Source organism: Eubacterium sp. AF22-8LB, from assembly GCF_003458715.1.
Lineage (GTDB): Bacteria > Bacillota_I > Bacilli_A > Erysipelotrichales > Erysipelotrichaceae > Holdemanella.
On sequence record NZ_QRVI01000010.1, the window covers coordinates 59,570 to 78,424 of the forward strand.

The 18,855-nt window shown below is 35.8% G+C and carries 11 protein-coding genes; all 11 read right to left on the minus strand.

Annotated elements, in window-relative coordinates:
• Positions 1-243: 243 nt before the first annotated feature.
• The gene (locus DWY01_RS05445; RefSeq protein WP_117994447.1) at positions 244-1,263 is read right to left on the minus strand and encodes a collagen binding domain-containing protein; all 1,020 of its coding nucleotides are present in this window, start codon (positions 1,261-1,263) and stop codon (positions 244-246) included.
• The gene (locus DWY01_RS05450; protein ID WP_243001970.1) at positions 1,260-2,114 is read right to left on the minus strand and encodes a class C sortase; all 855 of its coding nucleotides are present in this window, start codon (positions 2,112-2,114) and stop codon (positions 1,260-1,262) included. The genes DWY01_RS05445 and DWY01_RS05450 overlap by 4 nt, the downstream gene beginning before the upstream one ends.
• A gap of 65 nt (positions 2,115-2,179) precedes the next feature.
• Positions 2,180-4,018, minus strand: coding sequence for an isopeptide-forming domain-containing fimbrial protein (locus DWY01_RS11880; protein WP_117994455.1), 1,839 nt, complete (start codon positions 4,016-4,018; stop codon positions 2,180-2,182).
• A gap of 23 nt (positions 4,019-4,041) precedes the next feature.
• Positions 4,042-7,656 carry a SpaA isopeptide-forming pilin-related protein gene (locus DWY01_RS05460; protein WP_117994501.1) on the minus strand — a complete coding sequence of 1,205 codons (3,615 nt, stop codon included), beginning with the start codon at positions 7,654-7,656 and terminating at the stop codon, positions 4,042-4,044.
• A gap of 305 nt (positions 7,657-7,961) precedes the next feature.
• Positions 7,962-8,087, minus strand: coding sequence for a hypothetical protein (locus DWY01_RS11885; protein ID WP_256372084.1), 126 nt, complete (start codon positions 8,085-8,087; stop codon positions 7,962-7,964).
• A 108-nt stretch (positions 8,088-8,195) separates the two neighbouring features.
• Entirely contained in the window at positions 8,196-9,314 is a 1,119-nt protein-coding gene (locus DWY01_RS05465; RefSeq protein WP_117994460.1) for a hypothetical protein, read from the minus strand.
• A gap of 213 nt (positions 9,315-9,527) precedes the next feature.
• Positions 9,528-9,980 carry a hypothetical protein gene (locus DWY01_RS05470; protein WP_117994464.1) on the minus strand — a complete coding sequence of 151 codons (453 nt, stop codon included), beginning with the start codon at positions 9,978-9,980 and terminating at the stop codon, positions 9,528-9,530.
• Between the two features lie 1,709 nt (positions 9,981-11,689).
• On the minus strand, positions 11,690-12,052 hold the full coding sequence (locus DWY01_RS05480) for a hypothetical protein (RefSeq protein WP_117994472.1): 363 nt from the start codon (positions 12,050-12,052) through the stop codon (positions 11,690-11,692).
• 328 nt (positions 12,053-12,380) lie between these two features.
• Positions 12,381-16,013, minus strand: coding sequence for a DEAD/DEAH box helicase family protein (locus DWY01_RS05490; protein WP_117994482.1), 3,633 nt, complete (start codon positions 16,011-16,013; stop codon positions 12,381-12,383).
• Between the two features lie 53 nt (positions 16,014-16,066).
• Positions 16,067-17,836, minus strand: a complete 1,770-nt coding sequence (locus DWY01_RS05495; protein ID WP_117994485.1) for an LPD25 domain-containing protein — start codon at positions 17,834-17,836, stop codon at positions 16,067-16,069.
• A 71-nt stretch (positions 17,837-17,907) separates the two neighbouring features.
• A partial coding sequence (locus DWY01_RS05500) for a hypothetical protein (protein ID WP_207658564.1) occupies positions 17,908-18,855 on the minus strand: 948 nt, incomplete at its 5' end.

Sequence of the window (18,855 nt, forward strand, 5' to 3'; positions counted from 1 at the left end):
AGTACATCAAGCATTCTTTGTACATCTTCTTTAACTTGTTTTTTAGTAAAAGAATGCCTATAATTGTAGTACAAAGAGCATATATCATGTCGTCTGGCAATTGCGACCAGTGGGACGTGGTATATGCTCTGTTTTTACATTTTCCTAGTATTTATAGATTATATTCATATTGCATATGAAACTAACATTTAGATTTAGTCCCATATGCAATAAAAGGAAGGTACTAAGCCTTCCTTTTAAAAATTAATCTTCACTTTTACGAATCTTGCGTACAGTTGCAATTGAAGCACCTAGTGCGATAACAACAATACCTAACATCATATACATCATGTCTTTGTTTTTAGCAGCACCTGTGTTTACACTAGGCAACATGACATTCTGGTATACGATTGAATAACGATGATTATCATCTACGTGAACTTCCTTGTCATTTACAAATAATCCATCATCTGTAAATTTAACTTTTACAACTTCATCCGATAATTTATATCCTTGGGGAGCACTTGATTCTTTAATGTAAGTTGTTCCGTAACGAATCAAGAATTCAGCAGTACCAGTTTTCTGATCGCCTGCGATGGTTTCAAGTTTTGAACTTTCAGCACAGTTTTCCTGTGAATATGAAGTGAATTCAAATTTGTTTGACTTGATATTCTGTCCAGTTACACTGTCAACCTTGTTCACCAAGATACGTGGTAAAGCAGTATGTTTTGGATATACTGTTACATCATACTGGAACAATTCATCTTCATCATCCCATGTTGGAATCCCAACAATGAATGGAGTAATTGTTTCAAAATCAGCCAAATCTTCAACATAAACTAGATACACACCGACTGGAAGGTCTTTGCAAGTTGCTTTCCCTTCTTCGTCTGTTGTCATTTCATAGTCAGGAGTTTCGACTTTTTTAGCCATATCCTTGGCTACTTTGTCGATCTCATCTGCTGTTTTAATCTCATTCAAGTCCAAATTCTCGTCTGCAAAAGGCTTATATTTAATGATATATTCGCCTTTTACGATGTCAGCAATCTGGACTACACCAAACTTTACATTTTCTTTGGAAAGGTATTTATCATAAGGGTCTGTTAATTCAACTGAAATTGACCCTAATCCATTATCAGGTACTTTAGTCAAATCTTCTTCAGGTAGAATTGTAACATCCCCTACTTCTGGATTATCTGTAATATCTTTAGCCTGTAGATTTAAGCATGGTACTAAAACTAGCATCAAGCTCAAGGCTAAACCGATTTTCTTCAGAATCTTCATGACTTTAACTTTCTCTCCTTTCTCTTATTAAAAATAAATCTAAGAATCAAAATAATCACAATCAAAAATGGAAGTGCTGTAAATAACAACTCTCGCCAGCTCATCATTTCTGGTTCAATGGCTTCTTTTTTCTTTTCACTGTATGGTACACGTTTACCAGTCAAAATCAGTCTGTGCGTATTGACTCCATACGGTGTACAAGTCAACAAAGTTGCAAGGTCTTTGCCTTCTTCTATCCCAAGTACATCAGGAGCTTCTTCTTTTTTTACAATCTCAATTTTATAAATCTGGTAAGCTAATGTTTTGTTACCAACATGGATATAAAACAGATCGTCTTTTTTTAATTCATCCAGCCTTGTAAAAAGCTTTGCGTTTGGCAAACCCCTATGACCCGTCAAAACAGTACGTGTATTTTTACCACCGACCGGGAATGATGAATTTTGTAAATGACCTACACCACTTGACAATACCTCATCACTTGTTCCGTGGTAAATTGGAAGGTCAACGCCTATCTTTGGTATCTCTATCGAACCCATGATCCCTTTGCCAGTCAGATTTAAAATACTTTCGTAGTTTTCATCCGATAAAATATCTGTATCGATATCTCCTACAGAAGCTCCCATTGTTTGGAAAAGCATATCATTATAATTGTGAGCCTTTTGAATCTGTTCATTGATTTTTGCTTTATCCGTATGTTTTACTTTGCTCTCATAGGTTGAAATCATACTATTCTGCTGTATGCTAGAATGAATACTCGATACCAGTGGAATCGAACATAAAGATATTCCGATTACAATCAGTAAACGTACTGTCCAACTGGTTTCCTTGATAGCTTTAATAATCGACTTCAATATCAGCACCTCCAAAAATGGAAGGTGGCAGTACTGCCATCCTAACCATTTCATTCATTTTCTAATTAGTCTTTTTTGCTTTTACGTTTTTTATCTAATGCTAATGCACCAACGACTGTGATTGTACCTGCACCTAAACAAATCATTGTTGCACTAGAACCAGTGATTGGTAATTTAGTTCCTACATAGTTGACTACAGTGATGTTAGCAGAACCATCTGTTACATCTGTTTTTAAGTTAGTGTCGCTTTCTTTGTAAGCACCATCTAAGAATTCCTTAACATGAGCAGTTGCTTCTAATTTTTGCAATGTTTTTTCAGTAGCACCTTCACCTGAAACATAATTGTTGCGGTCAGCATTAAATGTTGGCTTGATAGTGATTACGATTGGATCTTGTAATTCACGATATCCAGCAGGCGAATCCGTTTCTTTCAAGTAATATGTACCTTGATCTAAACCTAAGATAGTAAATACACCTTTTGCATCGGATGCCATTTCAACAGCATTACTTGGTCTTGTTCCACCAGTGTGGTCTGTACCACTTAAAGAATCACGGTTGATTACAACATATCCATTTGGAGATTCCTTAACATATACTTCATTTGTGCATTCAGCATCTGAATATAAACGGAATTTAGCATCTTTCAACAATTTATTGTGGTTGTTGATTTTCAACCCATTAATTTTATAAGTAAAGCAAACTACTGTATCCCAAGGAGTTGTACCAGTAGAACCTACTCCATCGCTGTCTGGGTTGTTAGAGAATTCCAAACGAACCGCATTTTCAAAACCTCCACGTCCAGTACGTGTAGAAGCTTTGTCATTTAATGTAGCATTGTATGATAAATGGATTGTTTGTCCATAAGCATTTTCCTTCAAGTTATTGAAACCTTCTGAGAATTGTCTATCAACGATTGATTTTAAATCATTGATTGTAACGTTGAAAGTATCTTCCCCTGCATCTGTATTAATAGCAAATTCATTGTTCTTTAATGTGTACGTTTTTGTACCATTAGAAATTGTTACATTAACTGAATCTTTATGGAACGTTAATGCTTCGTCCATCTTGTCATGGAATACATATTTATATGTGTCATATCCATTCATGTTTGGAACGACTGAGCTGTAGTAGTAAGGTACTGTCTGACCAATTTCATAGTCACCTACATCATTCCATCCCATTCCGTTGTCATCTTCTTTGATTTTCTTTGTGACTGTTGGATAATCTGATTTGATTGTAACTGTTGCATCTGGATTGGCTGTGTTTGTCAAAATCAATGAAGCAGCAGTGTGTGTGTCCTGTACTGCTGAAACTTCATCCGTTAAATAGTAGCCGTATCCCAATCCACCGAATTTAACGGAACCATCGACTGGACTAGTTGCTGTTACATTAACAGTAGTTGGTGTAAGACCTTCTTTTACCAACTCATTTCTTAAATCTTCTACAAAGTAACGATAATTGCTGTAGCGACCTTCTAATTTCTGGTCTGCCTGAGCACCTTCCACTTTGTTTGTATTCAAAGTCTGAATATAGTCGATTACATCATATTCAGTAACTGAAGAAGCTGATTTGTTGATTTTCTTTCCAACAACTGTTTGTAAAGCTGTTTTGTAAGCATCATTCCATGTATAGTTGATTGATTCCTGATCTACCGCATTTTCAGCGTCAAACAATTTATAGACTTGGAATTTTTTTCCAACTAAACTTTGTCCATCATTTGGGTGGATGGTGATTGAAGCACTACCCTGTCCGAAATCAGCAACACCATTTGGAGTTGCCAATGTTGATGGTGCCTGTGTTATAGCGTAAACAGGAGCAATTACTGGTGCTACGCTTGAAGCAACAGGACTTAATGTAACTGCCAACGCAGAAAAGCCTGCGAAAACTACATTTTTGATTTTCATATCCTATTTTCTCCTTTTATTATTTACTTACTCTCCTCATCTGGAGTTTGTTTTTTTCTTTTTGATGCAACATAGGCTAAACCTAATACACCTAAACCTAAAGCCACTAAAATAATCGTTCCGTTAGAACCTGTTTCAGGCAATAACTGTGTTGTTTTGTTTGTAATATCTACTGCAACAACACGATCATTTTTAGTTCCTTCTAATCGAACGTTTCCAGTTGTCTTAGATGTATCGTATTTCGTTCCATCGACTGTAAATTCAAATGTGTTTGTCTGAGGTGTGGCTTTTACATACACAGAATGTACATAAGCCTTTCCGTTTTCGTCTACTGGAATTCTGTAGCCTTGTGGAGCCTTTGTTTCCTTGAAGTAGTATGTCTTTTCTACATCTAGATTTTTGAAGGTTAATAAACCTTTCTCATCTGAAGTCTGTGTGTCTACAACCTTCTCGCATTCTTCATCACTGTACAAAGTGAATTCAGCACCTTTTAAGACTTTTCCATGCTCATTTGTTTTAGTGATTTTCAAATTGAAAGGATTAACCTTTTCACCAAATGTAGCATAGCCGTCCCCTGAATCTTTTGTACCTTGTGCAATCAGACTGTTTGTACCAGATGTAAATGTGATCTTACCTGTACCAGAAGCCACATTGAATACAACTTCGTTCGGATTCAACTGATATCCATCAGGAGATTTGATTTCCTTGATTTTGTGAGTACCCGAAGCCAAACCTGTGATCGTAATTTCACCGCTGCCATTTGTTGTTAATTCTTTCGTTGAACCATCTGGCAATGTGTGAAGGAATACAGCGCCTGCAACTGGTGTAGAAGTTCCTGCCTGTACCTTCTTGATATCGAATTTAATGACCTTTTCATTTACTGTAGGCATGTTGAAAGTTTCAACTCTTTCTGCATTTCCAGATGTAGTGATTTTTTTGACAAACACTTCACTATTAATAAAGTAGCCTGTTGGAGCTTTTGATTCCTGAATAGTAATTGTTCCTACAGGAAGAGTAGGAGCTGATGATCCATTATAATAGAAATCATCACCACTCACTTTATATTTAGAATCTAAGTAAGTGAAACCATTTTCATTTGTTTTTAGAACCCACGAACGATCTGGAGTCTGACCTGACTTCGCTGGATCTTCATCATAAAGACCTTTATAGTACTTCACTGTAAATTCTGCACCTGCAAGGCTGGCACTTCCCTGTGGCTTGTTTTTGTTCGTTTCCTTATCAACTTTACCTAGAACTACAGAAACTGGATCGGATTGCGGATAATCCTTGAATTCGCCGTTTGTTCCAATCCAAGAATTTTCATTTGCCTTGATTGTTACTTTAACAACTGAATTATTCAAAGCATATCCTTTTGGATTCTTGGTTTCCTTTACATAGTAAGTACCTTCATCCAATTCAACTTCATTTGACCAGTCTTTATTTTTTTCTGAATTATCGTACTTTCCGATAGTCAAAGTTTTCACTTTATTCTTGTTAGCTTTTGCATCAGCTTCTGTTTTATACACTCCGTATTCAGCTCCCTGTAATGAGTAGCAAGGGTTGTTATCTGTGATAGCTGGGTTTGCAGAAGTCTTTTTAATGCTTAATTTACCTTTTTTGATTGGAGGTTCTGGCTGAGTATCATCCAAAACGATAATACGTAAGTTTGAGTGATTTGCTAAATCCACAGTAGCCATATGTGTTAAAGAAGAGCCACCATTGTGGAACGCAGAGTCTACTGTGTATTCCTTATTTCCATGCTTTAATGTCAAATTTTTAGTAACCGTTGTCCAAACGGGATTCCAGTACCATTCATCATTGTTGTAAAATGAAGGATTATATTGCCCAGGTTTCCCATTGACTGCTATTGTTCCATGAGAAACTCCAACCGCAACAATTCTTGGCTTAAAGCCATCAGCAGTTCCATAATACTTTTGATAATTCGCCTTACATTCTGTGACCGCAGCTTTTAAAGCATTTACGACAGTTGTTTTCGTATTTTTACCATTCACTGTATAGTTTTCATTACAGTCTAAATTCATTGTTGTTCCAATGACTTTTAAAACAGCTTTGTAATTATAAGAACCATCAGTATTCATAGCTAATCCAAAGCCGTCATCGTTCCAATCGTGAATTGCCCATGCAACAGTGGCTGAACCGTTTGCCGGACCACCACCAGAAGCACCACCAGAGCCACCTGCATCAGTTACACTGATATTGTCACCAGTAATGGTAACATTGACCAGTTCATTAGTCTTTCCTGTAACACTTTTAGAAGAAAAGACATTTGCTTTTACCTCTTTCACTTTTCCATATTTGGAAATCATACCTGAAACTGTGGCAGCAGCACCTGATGTTGCAGAAGCATTTACATACCAGTCAACATCATCACCATAATTCGATGAACTTAGTACAACTCCATCTTCATCACATGCACCAACCGTAATGACACCTGAAACATTTGCAGGTACAAAATTTGATGCATCCAATGCATTGTTTCCTGCTGAAGCAACAACTGTAATACCCGCTTTAACCGCTTCTTTGACTTTTGCTTCAATCAGGCTTGTATCATCGTTAGCCAATCCAGAGAATGACATATTGATGATGGATACATGAGAATCAATCGCATACTGAATAGCTGAAACGATAGAAGCTGTTGTTCCGTTTCCATTGTCATCCAATGCCTTTAAAGCTAAAATCTTAGCATTGCTGTCCTGTTTACGGATTGCTTTGATCATTTTAGATGCATGACCCTGATGGTCTGTCGTATCCCCATCTACAAATGATACAGCATCTACTGTAGATCCATCTGTACCTGTATCAATCAATGCAATCACATTCTTACCAGAATAATCTTTTACATTTTTCTGGTCTGCCTGATTGATTGCTGTATCAATATCCTTTGTTGATACAACATCGGTTGATGACTGTGTGTTTTCATCCATTGATAAAACCTGTTCCGTATCCACCTTACCTTTGTCTTTTAATTCTGATTTAGCTTTATCCGCTTCATCCTGAGAATCATATTCCAAAACGTACATATTAGAATATTTAGCTGAAATCAAATCTGAATCCAGATTCTTTTTCTTACCTTGATATACAAGTCTTACCTTGTCCCCATCCTCAGAAGAAGAATCCTCGCTCTCATCATTTGAAGAAATATCTTCAGATGTGTTTGAATCTTCATTTTCAACAGATGCCTGATCGCTTGTCGTTTTGTCAGCTGTACTGTTTTCTATTTTCTGCGTTTCTTTTGATTTAAAAGTTACACTGAAATTTGCATCCGCAGTCTTTGTTGTATAGACAAAACTAAAAGATTTTTTTCCGCTCGTAAATCCTGGAATTGTGTTGTTATTCATAGTGATATCATCAATAACCGCATTCTCGTTGGATTTTGAGACAATTTTAATTTCTGTACCCTCGTCGTAATCTGCATTGAAGATATCACCATTCGACAATGATTTCGTGAAATCACCCGATGAAAGTGTGACTCTACCATCTCCTACAACATTCACTGAAAAGCCTGCTGAATCAACAGCCTGAGCGGTTGTTTCTTCTGCATACGCAGGAAGAACAAGGTTCAAGGATGTCAGTGCTGTTACGAAAAAAGCCAGAAAAACGTTCTTAAACTTTTTCATATTTCAATCCTTTCTAAGGCAGATTGCCTTAATTCATTTATTTCCCCTTTATTTCTATCCCTTTAAAAATCCCTAACGTTAGAAATCTTGATTTTTTTGAGTGTTTCATAACATCAATATCTTGAAAGGAAAAAATATTGATGTAATTTCAACTCAATTTAAGGAAAATCAAATAAACTGTATCTGTTCATATTTCATCCCACCCTTTCTCATATATACTTTCTTTTGGTGCAATAGCACGGGTATTCCCCGCTTTATTGCGTGTGAAACAAAAAAGGAACTCAACGTGAGTTCCTTTTTTTATATCAGTTTTTATTTAAGAGTTTCTTTTCTTTGATTGCGGTCTGCTTTGAAATGCTGACCAATGAGTAATAAAACACACATATAACAATTAATCCGACAAATAAAATCAATGCTAATCCAAATTCCATTTTCAATCTACACCTTCTTTATATGAAGCAATTCAAAAATATGCTGTATTACAACAATCTGTAACCAACAAAAAAAGACAGAATTTTCATTCTGCCTTTGATTTATATTTAGTTAGCTCTCGTTTTGCCACAAACACTACACTTGTAGCCTGTTAATTCCTGTTTTGTAGTAGCAGGTGAATCAACAACATATCTTGTTTCATACACTGCATCGTGATGAACAACATTGTATCCTACTACCGTTTCACGCCATTCAGTATGGTGTCCACCACAATTACCTCCATTTAAGTAGCTGTTTTCCATGTGAGCCGGAATATCAGTTCCAGTTAAATCTGCTCCACATTGATTACAGATATCATGAGCTCTCATCTCTGTAACTGGAACCTGTTCATCATAAGCAGCCTGCACCAAGACCTGTTCGTTATGTCCTTTTTCCGGAACATTTACCGTCTTATACTGTGCCACCCAGTCATGCTTATGTTCGGCTGGTTTTGAGTTGTTAGAATTTGAACCATTGTTATTCGATGGCTTTGATGAGCCAGAGTTATTGCTACCGCTGTTTGAAGGCTTAGAAGAACTTGTGTTGTTCTTGTTTGAGCTAGTATTCGTAGTCGAAGCTGTGTTATCCTTCTTTGATTCAGAAGTGTTTGATTTATTTGAAGAATCGGCTTTCGCTGTTTCTTCTTTCTTTTCTTCCTGCTTTACTTCAGTTTCATCTTTTTTCTCATCTTCCGTCTTTGCAGAATTTTCAGATGGTGTCAAGGTGGCAGTACTGCCATCTTTTTTCGTTACATCTAAATTGACTTTATCTTCTTTTAAAGAAACATCAACTTTCTTTGTATCTTCCGTATTTACATCTTTGAATACGAATGTTTTGTCCTGATCCTGTAATCCTACTTTTACATCCAGCTTATCGTTTTCTTTAACAGTGTAATACAAAGTGCGTTCTTCTTTGTTTTTCACAGCGTCACCATCTTCCAACAAGTTATCACTGAAAGATTCTTCTGAACTTGATTTTGTTTCAAATACAGTGATTTTCTTTCCAGTATTGTTTGTCATCTTCAACGATTTTGAATCCTTGGTTTTTTGACCAATTGTTTTTACTTCTTTTTTCTTAGCGACTTCTGTTGTCTTTGTGTCTTTTGTTCCTGTCGATGAAGCAGAACATCCTGTCAAAATCATACTTAATGCGATCGCACCTGCTGTTAAAATTTGTTTTGTTTTCATATATAATACATCCTTTCCTGTTCTATTTTTTAAGGCAAATTGCCTTAATTTTTTAATCAATCTCTTTACACCCCTATTTTACCATGTATCCTTTCAAAAAATGCTAGATTTTTGTGCGAAATTCAGGGTGAATTTCATGTTTTTTGCTGTACTACACTGTGAATATAAAGAAACTCGACCTTATTTTAATATTAAGGCAATCTGCCTTAAGTTTTATTTATCCCATCCACTGAGTTTTACATCATAGAGCACTTGAATCTTCTCAATGCATTCTTTTATGATTGGATGTCTATATCTAATAAGTGCAGACCATATTTTCTCCCATCTTCTTTCATCATCTTCATCATCCATAATCTTCTCACCAGCCAAACCAACCACGTTATCTAAATCTGTTTTCTTTAAATGTTTAAATAATTCTGCAACTGGAATTGTATTTTCTAAATGCTGTAGAACCAAGGACTGATATTTTCGTAAACAATCGTCATACTTTTCAAAGCAAGCTACTTCCTCAAATTCATCCGATCTCACATCATCATCTAGTTTACTTGCGAGAACATAAGGCTTTATAATGCAAGCATAATATAGAATTGCAAAATTTGTTTCTCCATTGAATGCTAACAATTCAGGGGAATAGCCTCCCTGATTGTAAAGTATAATAGACTTCATTTTTTCTTCCTCCATTCTTAAGGCAAATTGCCTTAATTCTTGAAATCATAAAAAAAGACAGAATATCAAATTCTGCCTTTTGCTTATGTCAAATTATTTTAAATGGGCACATATAAATTTTTAAGGGAAAGATATATAAAAGGGCTTATTAGTCATTATTATATGCACCCATTTAAAGCAATGAGCAGGCTCATGTTTTCTGCTCTGTCCAGAACACTGGCTTGTGGATCGTTGTCCCATGTCTAAGTTAGATGTTTTAGATTTTGACATTCTCCTTAAAATTTAAAACATCATTTGTTAAGAAAGCCTTTCACAGCTAACGTTGTAGCAACATGAAAAGGTTACGTTGGAAAGCAGGAGTTTCACCCCCTACTGTTAGATTTGTTGCTACATCTTGAAATTAAAAATTGAAGGTTTCAGGAATTGCACCTGATAATACTTGTTACCTTCATTAAAAAAACTTACGAAGAATAAAGCTGTTGTCTGTTTGATATATATTGAACCAGAGAAAATATTCAGACCTTTGCAAATTTCATCATAAGTATGTTTCATTCGATTTAAAGTAAAAAGTAGTCTTTAAAAGGAGATTCCTCCCATCTTTTTAATTATGCTTTAATTTAAATCAAATGATGTCCACCAACAGATAAATCTTAGTGTGAGCTATCGTAGAAGGACCTATCTCCTTGTATTATTTAGAAAGATTTATGTGTTGGTAGGATGGTATTTGAGGATTGTGGGAGTTGCACCCACGGAACTTGCATCCTCATGTAATGGCAGGCTCATGTTTCTGCCGTGGTCATTTTTGATATCCGTTTATGGCAATCTGTTATATTAAACTGCAAGCGAAAAAGTTTTACTTTCTATATTATCTCAGTTACCAAAGGGAGATAAACAATAGAACAGGTCCTGAAAACGGATATCTGGTTTGACTTCATGTTTAATGTTGCATCAATAGTTCCGGTGAGCAACTCATGAGAACAAAAAACAACCTCATGTCTTATCGTTTGGGTCGTGCATTGTAGGCGGTCGAACTACTCGGCACGATATGAAAACAGGACTTACGTGTATGCAGGAATACCACGTCATACAGTGCCCGCTTTTTTTCTAAAATGTGCCGTGCTGCAACATTTCAAATGGGTACATACACCTTCACTACCATCAAAATTTGTACTGTACTGCAACCTCAAGCAATGGCATTACAGATTACTACAAAATTTTAACCCTGCCACGAATGACAAAGGTGTGATTTTAGTTCATCTGTACTTTCGGCACTTCTGCCAAGGTCCGTGAATCGACCTTATATTTAAATTAAGGCAATTTGCCTTAAGCCGTTGAATTGACTTTTATATAATTCCAATTAAGCCGAATAATATAACAAGGAATACACTTACCAACCAACAAACCAATACACCATAAAGCAAATATGCAGATAAATTCCAAAAATACCATCTTGGCGAAAAAATTTCGAAATATTTGAATGGAATAATATCATTAAGTAAAGAAACAATACATGCTAACACCAACAGAATCACTGATATATACACTAACCATTCAAGAATGAAATACCCAGTGTTCCTTGACATCGCATTCATCACTCTCCTTGCCATTAGAAACAGACATGCTGTCCTTTATATCTTTCAAATTTATATCTACCTATATTTTACCATTTTAATCTGGCAAAAATGCTAGAAATTTGTGCGAAATGACACTCAATCCTTGCAAAACATATGAATATATATCATATCCTTAGCATACATGTTTTTTACGAACCGTATACAAAAGTTTGCTTCGTCTGTAGAAGCATAGAGTTGATATCGGCTCAATCCAATCGTTTTTAAATTTAAGCGATTTACCAAATATTCAATCGACTCATATCCATTCGGTACGATCACATCTTTAATATATTTACAGAAAGTCTGCATTCTATCTTCATAGAAAGAATTCAGAGTATCATCAACATTCAAATGATATTGAGGTATCCATACTCCGTTACGAAAGCATAGATTTGTATAGCCTATCAGGCTGTCCTTGTTTCTGTTGAAACTGCATTGTTTCGATAAAACGTATTTCATGTTCATCACTCCTTTCGCATGAAAAAAGGACCTAAACACACGTTTTAGGTCCTATGTATACACTTACTTGATGATACCATTATAGCACAACTCTCGGACAAAAATGCTAGAAATTTGTGCGAAATTTGTTCAGGGTAAAAATGAGCATCGTGAGCAAAAAGAGCTATATACGCTTTATATAAAGCACATTATAGCTCAAAAATGCTCAAATAAAAAATCCAACAAAATTTTCACAAAAAAATTTATTGTTGACAAAAACAGGAAAATGAGCATTTTCACGCTGTATTACGCACAAAGAATAAAAGAATTAAGGCATTTTGCCTTAATTCTATAATTCCATACAGCTTTCATTTCTTTCTTCTTCTAAATCATCCTCAACAACTACTTTACTGTTTTCATTTCCAGAAGTATCTAATATCTTGTTGATCTCCTTTTGACGATTTCTTGCACTTGTTAATTCATCCTGCAATTCAAAAGGTTTGTTCACCATTTCTTTTGCAATTTTTAGATTCCCTTCGTAATTCTGAATAGTTTCAATCGTTTTGTTCAATGAATAGCGTATATCATTGATACGTTTATACATTCGATTGAAATTTACTCGACCTACTGGATTTACCGAATCAACATTGATTGTACGCAATGGTGTTTTCAGTTTGATTACTATTCCTTCACCTGCCAAGCCTAATCCAATCAATACATCTGCTTTCATAAAGCGACCTACAAATTTATTTTCTTTATAATCACTCAGCTTGTACCCCTTTGTACATTCCTGAATCGCATCCCAAGCTTCCTTCAGATCGTGATATTCATTCCCTTTGACATCATAAAATGTAAAGTGTTCCATATCTCTAAGATTGTTGGCTTCAATCTCATCTTTGAAATATTCACATTCCTCTGCAAGAATGGTGCGATATTTCTTTTCTGTTTCGATTCGATTTGGCAAAAGTGCAACATCATCCTGTGCCTGTAGTTTCTTCTTCTGCCATGACCTACGCATTGTTTCCAATCTTTTTACTTCATTGTCTACTTCAAATTTTTCCTTGATGATAGGATTTCCAGATGCAATTGCTTTAACCTCGGCATACGAGAAACTATTCTGTGTATCTTCTTCAAATTCACGTGTATCTCCCGTACCTTCTAGAAGCTGTGTTACATAGCTTGATTTTGTTTCGACCATCTGCCATGAATATGCATCAAATGATTTTTTAGTAACATAGCGGAATTCGTAAATTTCGTTATACATATTTCCCTGTCTGAATGCTCGTCCATTCTGCTGTTCAATATCGCTTGCACGCCATGGAACATCTACATGGTGTATTGCTATCATGCGTTCCTGTATATTCGTTCCTGCTCCAAGTTTTGGTGTTGAACCAATCAAAACACGCATTTCGCCTTTATTCATCTTTTCAAAAAGATTCTGCTTTTTTAATTCTGTGTCATAATCATGAATAAATGCGATCTCGTTTTCGGGAATACCTAATTCTACAAATTTTATCTTTAGATCGTCATAGACATTGCTGAACACATAGCTGCCTTCCCCATCATCTTCCATCTCATTCTTATGAGGTGTAGACGAGTCACAGAAAATAAGCTGGGTTGCTTTATCATTATCATAATCCTTGTAAATCTGATATACCTGTTTTGCAATCGTCCATAGTTTTCCATTTTCTTCGTCTGGATAATTTGGATCAATCAATCGCATATCAATACTTGCTTTTTTACTGTCTGATGTAATCTTAAGCATATTGTCGATGTGCGGATCCACATTTCCATTATGAATGTTTTCGGTACGTTCAACAATTTCACTGATGTAGTTTTCCAGTACATCACTTGGCTCAATGGCAATAACAGTTGGCTTACCACCAATATGTTTTGGCGGTACAGCTTTTACTCGACCTAGTACCGATTCTTCCAGTGCTTTTCTCAGCATTCCGGCTGTCTGAATCTCTGCAACCTGTCTAAAGTGATTCATCAATTCTTCCATGTTGAAGAATTTACAGAAGCGTGAACGATTGACAAATCCTGAGCCATCCACACTGATTTCAAAGCTGTTTGTCACTTTACCAAAAGTTTTTGCCCATGCATCAAAACAACGGATATTCTGTTTTCTTAGATCGTTCTCCTGCAAATATCTCTGCATAGTATAAAGCTCTGCCATAGTATTCGTTACTGGAGTCCCTGTTGCAAAACAGATACCACCTCCATTATCCTCAATGATCTTGCATTTCATATACATATCCATAGCTTTTGCGGAATTCTGCTGTGGAACACCTGCGATATTTCGCATAGCCGTATAGCTGAAAAGATTTTTAAACTCATGTGCTTCATCTACAAACATATAGTCGATTCCCAGATTTTCAAACGGAACTACATTCTCATCTCGTCTTGAATCTGCTAATCTTTGTATCTGCATTTCGATAGATTTTTTTGTTCTTTCCAACTGCTTTACAATCTTTGTTTGGTTTTCATTGTATGAGTTATCCAATTGTTCGATGGCAGCATTCATTTCATCCATCTGTTTTCTCATCAGTTCAATCTGCAAATCAGTACCGATTGAAATCATCTTAAAGCTGGAATGTGCCATGATAATTGCATCATAGTTACCAGTAGCAATCTTTGTTGTAAAAGCCATTCTACGCTGTTTTGACATATCTTTTTTTGTTGCCACCAATACATTGGCATTTGGATATAAACGTAAAAAATCGTTTGCCCACTGCGATACAATGTGGTTAGGTACAACGTATAAAATCTTATTTCTTAGTCCTAGACGCTTCATTTCCATCCCGCTGGCAACCATTTCAAATGTTTTTCCTGCACCAACCTGTTGCCAAAGCAATGTATTTGTATTCGTATCCATGATACGTGCAATTGCATTTTTCTGATAAGGCTCAAGATTGTAGGAAGGCGCCATTTCCGGAAAAGATATAAATGAACCATTATAGACTCGGTTACGAATATTGTTAAACCTATGATTGTAAATCTCTACCAAATCTTTTTTTCGTTCATAGTCCTGATAAATCCAATCCTCAAACTCCTGTTCCAGGTCTTCTGCAAGCTGTCGAGCCTGAGCTGTTCTTTCAGGATTGATTTCACTTTTTCGATGTATTTTTCCGTCATCATCTTCCTCCTGCCAGTAGTTTCTGATCTCAGGCATTCTGGAATTAATAATATCTGTAAAAATGTCATATCCATTGTAATCTGGCTGGCTTTTCCAGAAGTCTACATTATCAGATTTTTGAACTCCCCAGTTTAAAGTAACCTCACTGTTAATATTCCAACGACTCGGCTGTGTTGTAAAATATTTAGCTGAATATTCATCATAGTCGATTCTCATCCGTGAATAATCATACCCGGACTCCTTAAAAATGTGACTGCTGAATTCACGGATATATTCAATAGGAACCCATTGAGCACCTAACTGTACATGAATGTCCTCAGCCGACAAAGGTTCTGGCAAAACACTTTTTAATGCTTCGATATTGTTGTCAAAACCATATCTTTCTGCAATCTCAATCTTTTCATAGATATCTCCACTCAAATATTCGTCCGCCATGAGTAATTTGCCAGACTCAGGCTGAATAAAAGCAATCTTTTTATCTAGCAGTTCCTCCCGCACGCTTTCTTCTGTCACAGAAAGCAGTGAACTCATGTATTCTAAATTTAAATATGCATACGTATCTAAAGATACACGTACAGCATCTTCCAAACTTTCTACAGCTTTTATTTCACGTTTTGGTTGGATCGTTCTTTCTGAAAAAATTTGAGTTTTGCTTGCACACTTTGATTTTGCATCATAGTTTTCAAGTGAATCCAGCATAGCCAGACGAGGGTCGTTGTCTAAAAGATGGATGTTCGTTCTTTTATGGATAGGTCCATATTGCTTAACAAAATCATCATATAAAGCATTCAACTCTGCACGCTTTCCAAGGTAAAGAATCTCATCAACATCATTCACCTGCATACGAATTAATTCGTTGGCTGTATCGGCTAATTTGATAAGGCAAACTGCCTTAACTATAATTCCATTCCATCTGCATCTTTTTGTAAATCATCAATTTCCAGTACATCTTTAACGACATCCTTGTACATATCATCTTGATTGTAAAGTGCTCGTTTATATCCAAACTCGCCATCTGCATTGACTGCATTTTCAACTTGAGTTTTAAACAGATAGTCGTTTTCTATATCATCTTTGATTCGTGCGTATAAAGCTTCTTCAACTTCAGAAAGATTATTTAATACTTCATCACGAGTTTTTCCTGATATATCGCCATTGTTGTACAGCTCATCCATTTTTTCTTCTACACGCATGACATCACGTGCTGTATCCACTGTTTCAAAATATTCTCTTGTGAAATTGATTGTCTTATATTTCAACTCCCTATATAACATTCCTTTAAAAATGATGTCGACTCGTTTTGCTTCTTTCACTGACAATTTACGTCCTGCTTCAACATCAGGAATAAAATCATTTTTAAAAAGCAATGCATTCTGATCGTTATCATGTTCAATTTTCCAATCCAGATAATGGCTGATTGTATCAATGATATCTCCATTTTCACTTCCTATATCATATCTTCCAGAATAAACATAAGGATCAGCATCATTTTCCTTGTAAAGTGTGATTTCATACTCTGTTTTGTCATATCCAAGCATAGTATCCTTGAGATGATCGTTCATTCTTTTTAGCAGTTCATTTGCTTCTGCAAAAGAAAGCTTATCTTCTGGGGCAATATTGCTTTCTTCTGAGTACTGAGCAACAGTGCCATTTTCTGACCAGTTGATTGCAATTTGAACATTGACTTTATTTTGCTCCTGCTGTGCCTGCAATTGTTCCATGTACGTATCAATTTTAGATGTTAGATCAAATGATGTACTTTTAATACACTTTAAATTCTGCTTTACATTCTCCAAGTCTGATGGCTCAGTCGATAGTCCCCACGTAGCAACATACGGGAATGAATAGTCCGATGTATCAATGCCAAGATGGCTTGAAACGATATATGCAATCGATTCTGCCTGCACTTCTTTTTCGCTTTTACTGAATTCAATGTTTTCTTTCTGTTTGAGCTGATCTAGATTTTCGTTGCTGTGAACAAACGAATGGGCAATCTCGTGAATCATGGTCTTGATTGTCTGGACCTCGCTCATTTCGGGTTGAATCTTTATTTCGTTTGTCAATGGATTATAGCATCCTTTTGCAGATGCTTTGAAAGCTTCAATCTTTATTGGTACTGGACTGATCTCCATCAAAGCTTTTGTCAAAGCTTGATAATCCTTTACATCACCCTCCAGTTCCTTTACTGGACTTAATTCAATCACTTCTTTTCCTTCAATCTGTTCTGTTTGAGACACATCGAATGTATATCCAATTTTAAATGTATGTTTTTTTACTACAACTTCTTCCTTTTTGAATTTTCCGTCATCGCCTAGTATTCGATTCCCATTTTCATCCAGAACATATTGCTTTTCTTTTACTTTGATTTCGACAGGCATCCAAATCATCAAGCCTTTTTCACCTCTTTTGACCTGACGATTAAAATCCTGCTGCCACTTGTTATAGCCTGCAAGTTGAGTGGCACGAGGGTTCTGTCCTAAAATCAGCAATGTGTTGTTCATGCTGTAATCATGAAACTTTGACATTGTATCTAAAAGGGTTTTGAATCTGTCTGAATCTAGGTATTCATAAATCCCTTTATTCATCGTTTCAATAGCTTTATCTATAGTTTCCTGCCTTTTTTTATCTTCCTCTTCTTTTGACATTTTCTTCCAGTTTCTTGCCATAATTAACTCCTTTCAAAATTAAGGCAAATTGCCTTAACAAAAAAACTCTTAAGTCCTTAAACCTTAAGAGTTTATAAACATTCTTCTAAATCATCCTTTTCCAATTCATCACCGTATAAAATTTCTGTCATTTCCTTGACTTCCTGATTCTGGTTGACTTCTTTGTAGATATAATCTTCATAATGCTTCACTGCCTGCTCACGTGAAAGCATATTATGAATCACTCTGCCATCCGGCAATGTAAGACATTCTTTATCCGCATTATATTCAATAGGATGCTGTTCGCACATCTCATCAAACAGAGTTTGACGAAGCTCATACCTTTCTTCATCCAAATCACAATAATCACCAAATTCGTAACCACCATTGACACGATCTGAACCAACTGCAATACCGAAGTATTCTCCATTCTCATCTTCATCCCATTCGCACTCTGAATCGAGAACATAGAAATCTAAGTTCATGTAATCATAAATCTTGCTTAAATCCTCATCAGTAAGATTGATGTCAAAACGTTCATTTGCAGTAAATCTCAGATTGTCCGTGCTCACATAATAAAATCCAGTGGATGTACGATCGTACACATACTCTAAAGTTTCATCCGCCAAGCAATGCAAAATCGCATCTTTTCTATCCTCATCCATTGTCATGTCTTTCATATCTGATTTCATTTCAACCATATCCATTTCGTCCTTGCGTAATTCCTGTAAGTTTTCCATTTCCTTTAATTTTGCTTCTACCTGACAAATACGCTCATCCAGAATCTTCTCATAATCTGCTGTCATTCTTCTTATATTTTCAATATTTATATTCTGATAATTCATGCCTAAATATTTATTGCGATCAATAAGTCGACTCTCAGGTTCGCAGATACGCTCATACATTTTGATTTTATCTTTATACTCAACAAGGTCTTTTTCGAAATGCTCCTTGTAATAATTCATATCTTTCAAGAAGCAGTTTGATGTTAGCATATAAATAGGACTAGTCAAAAAGAGAAAATTTACACCAGTGGTACA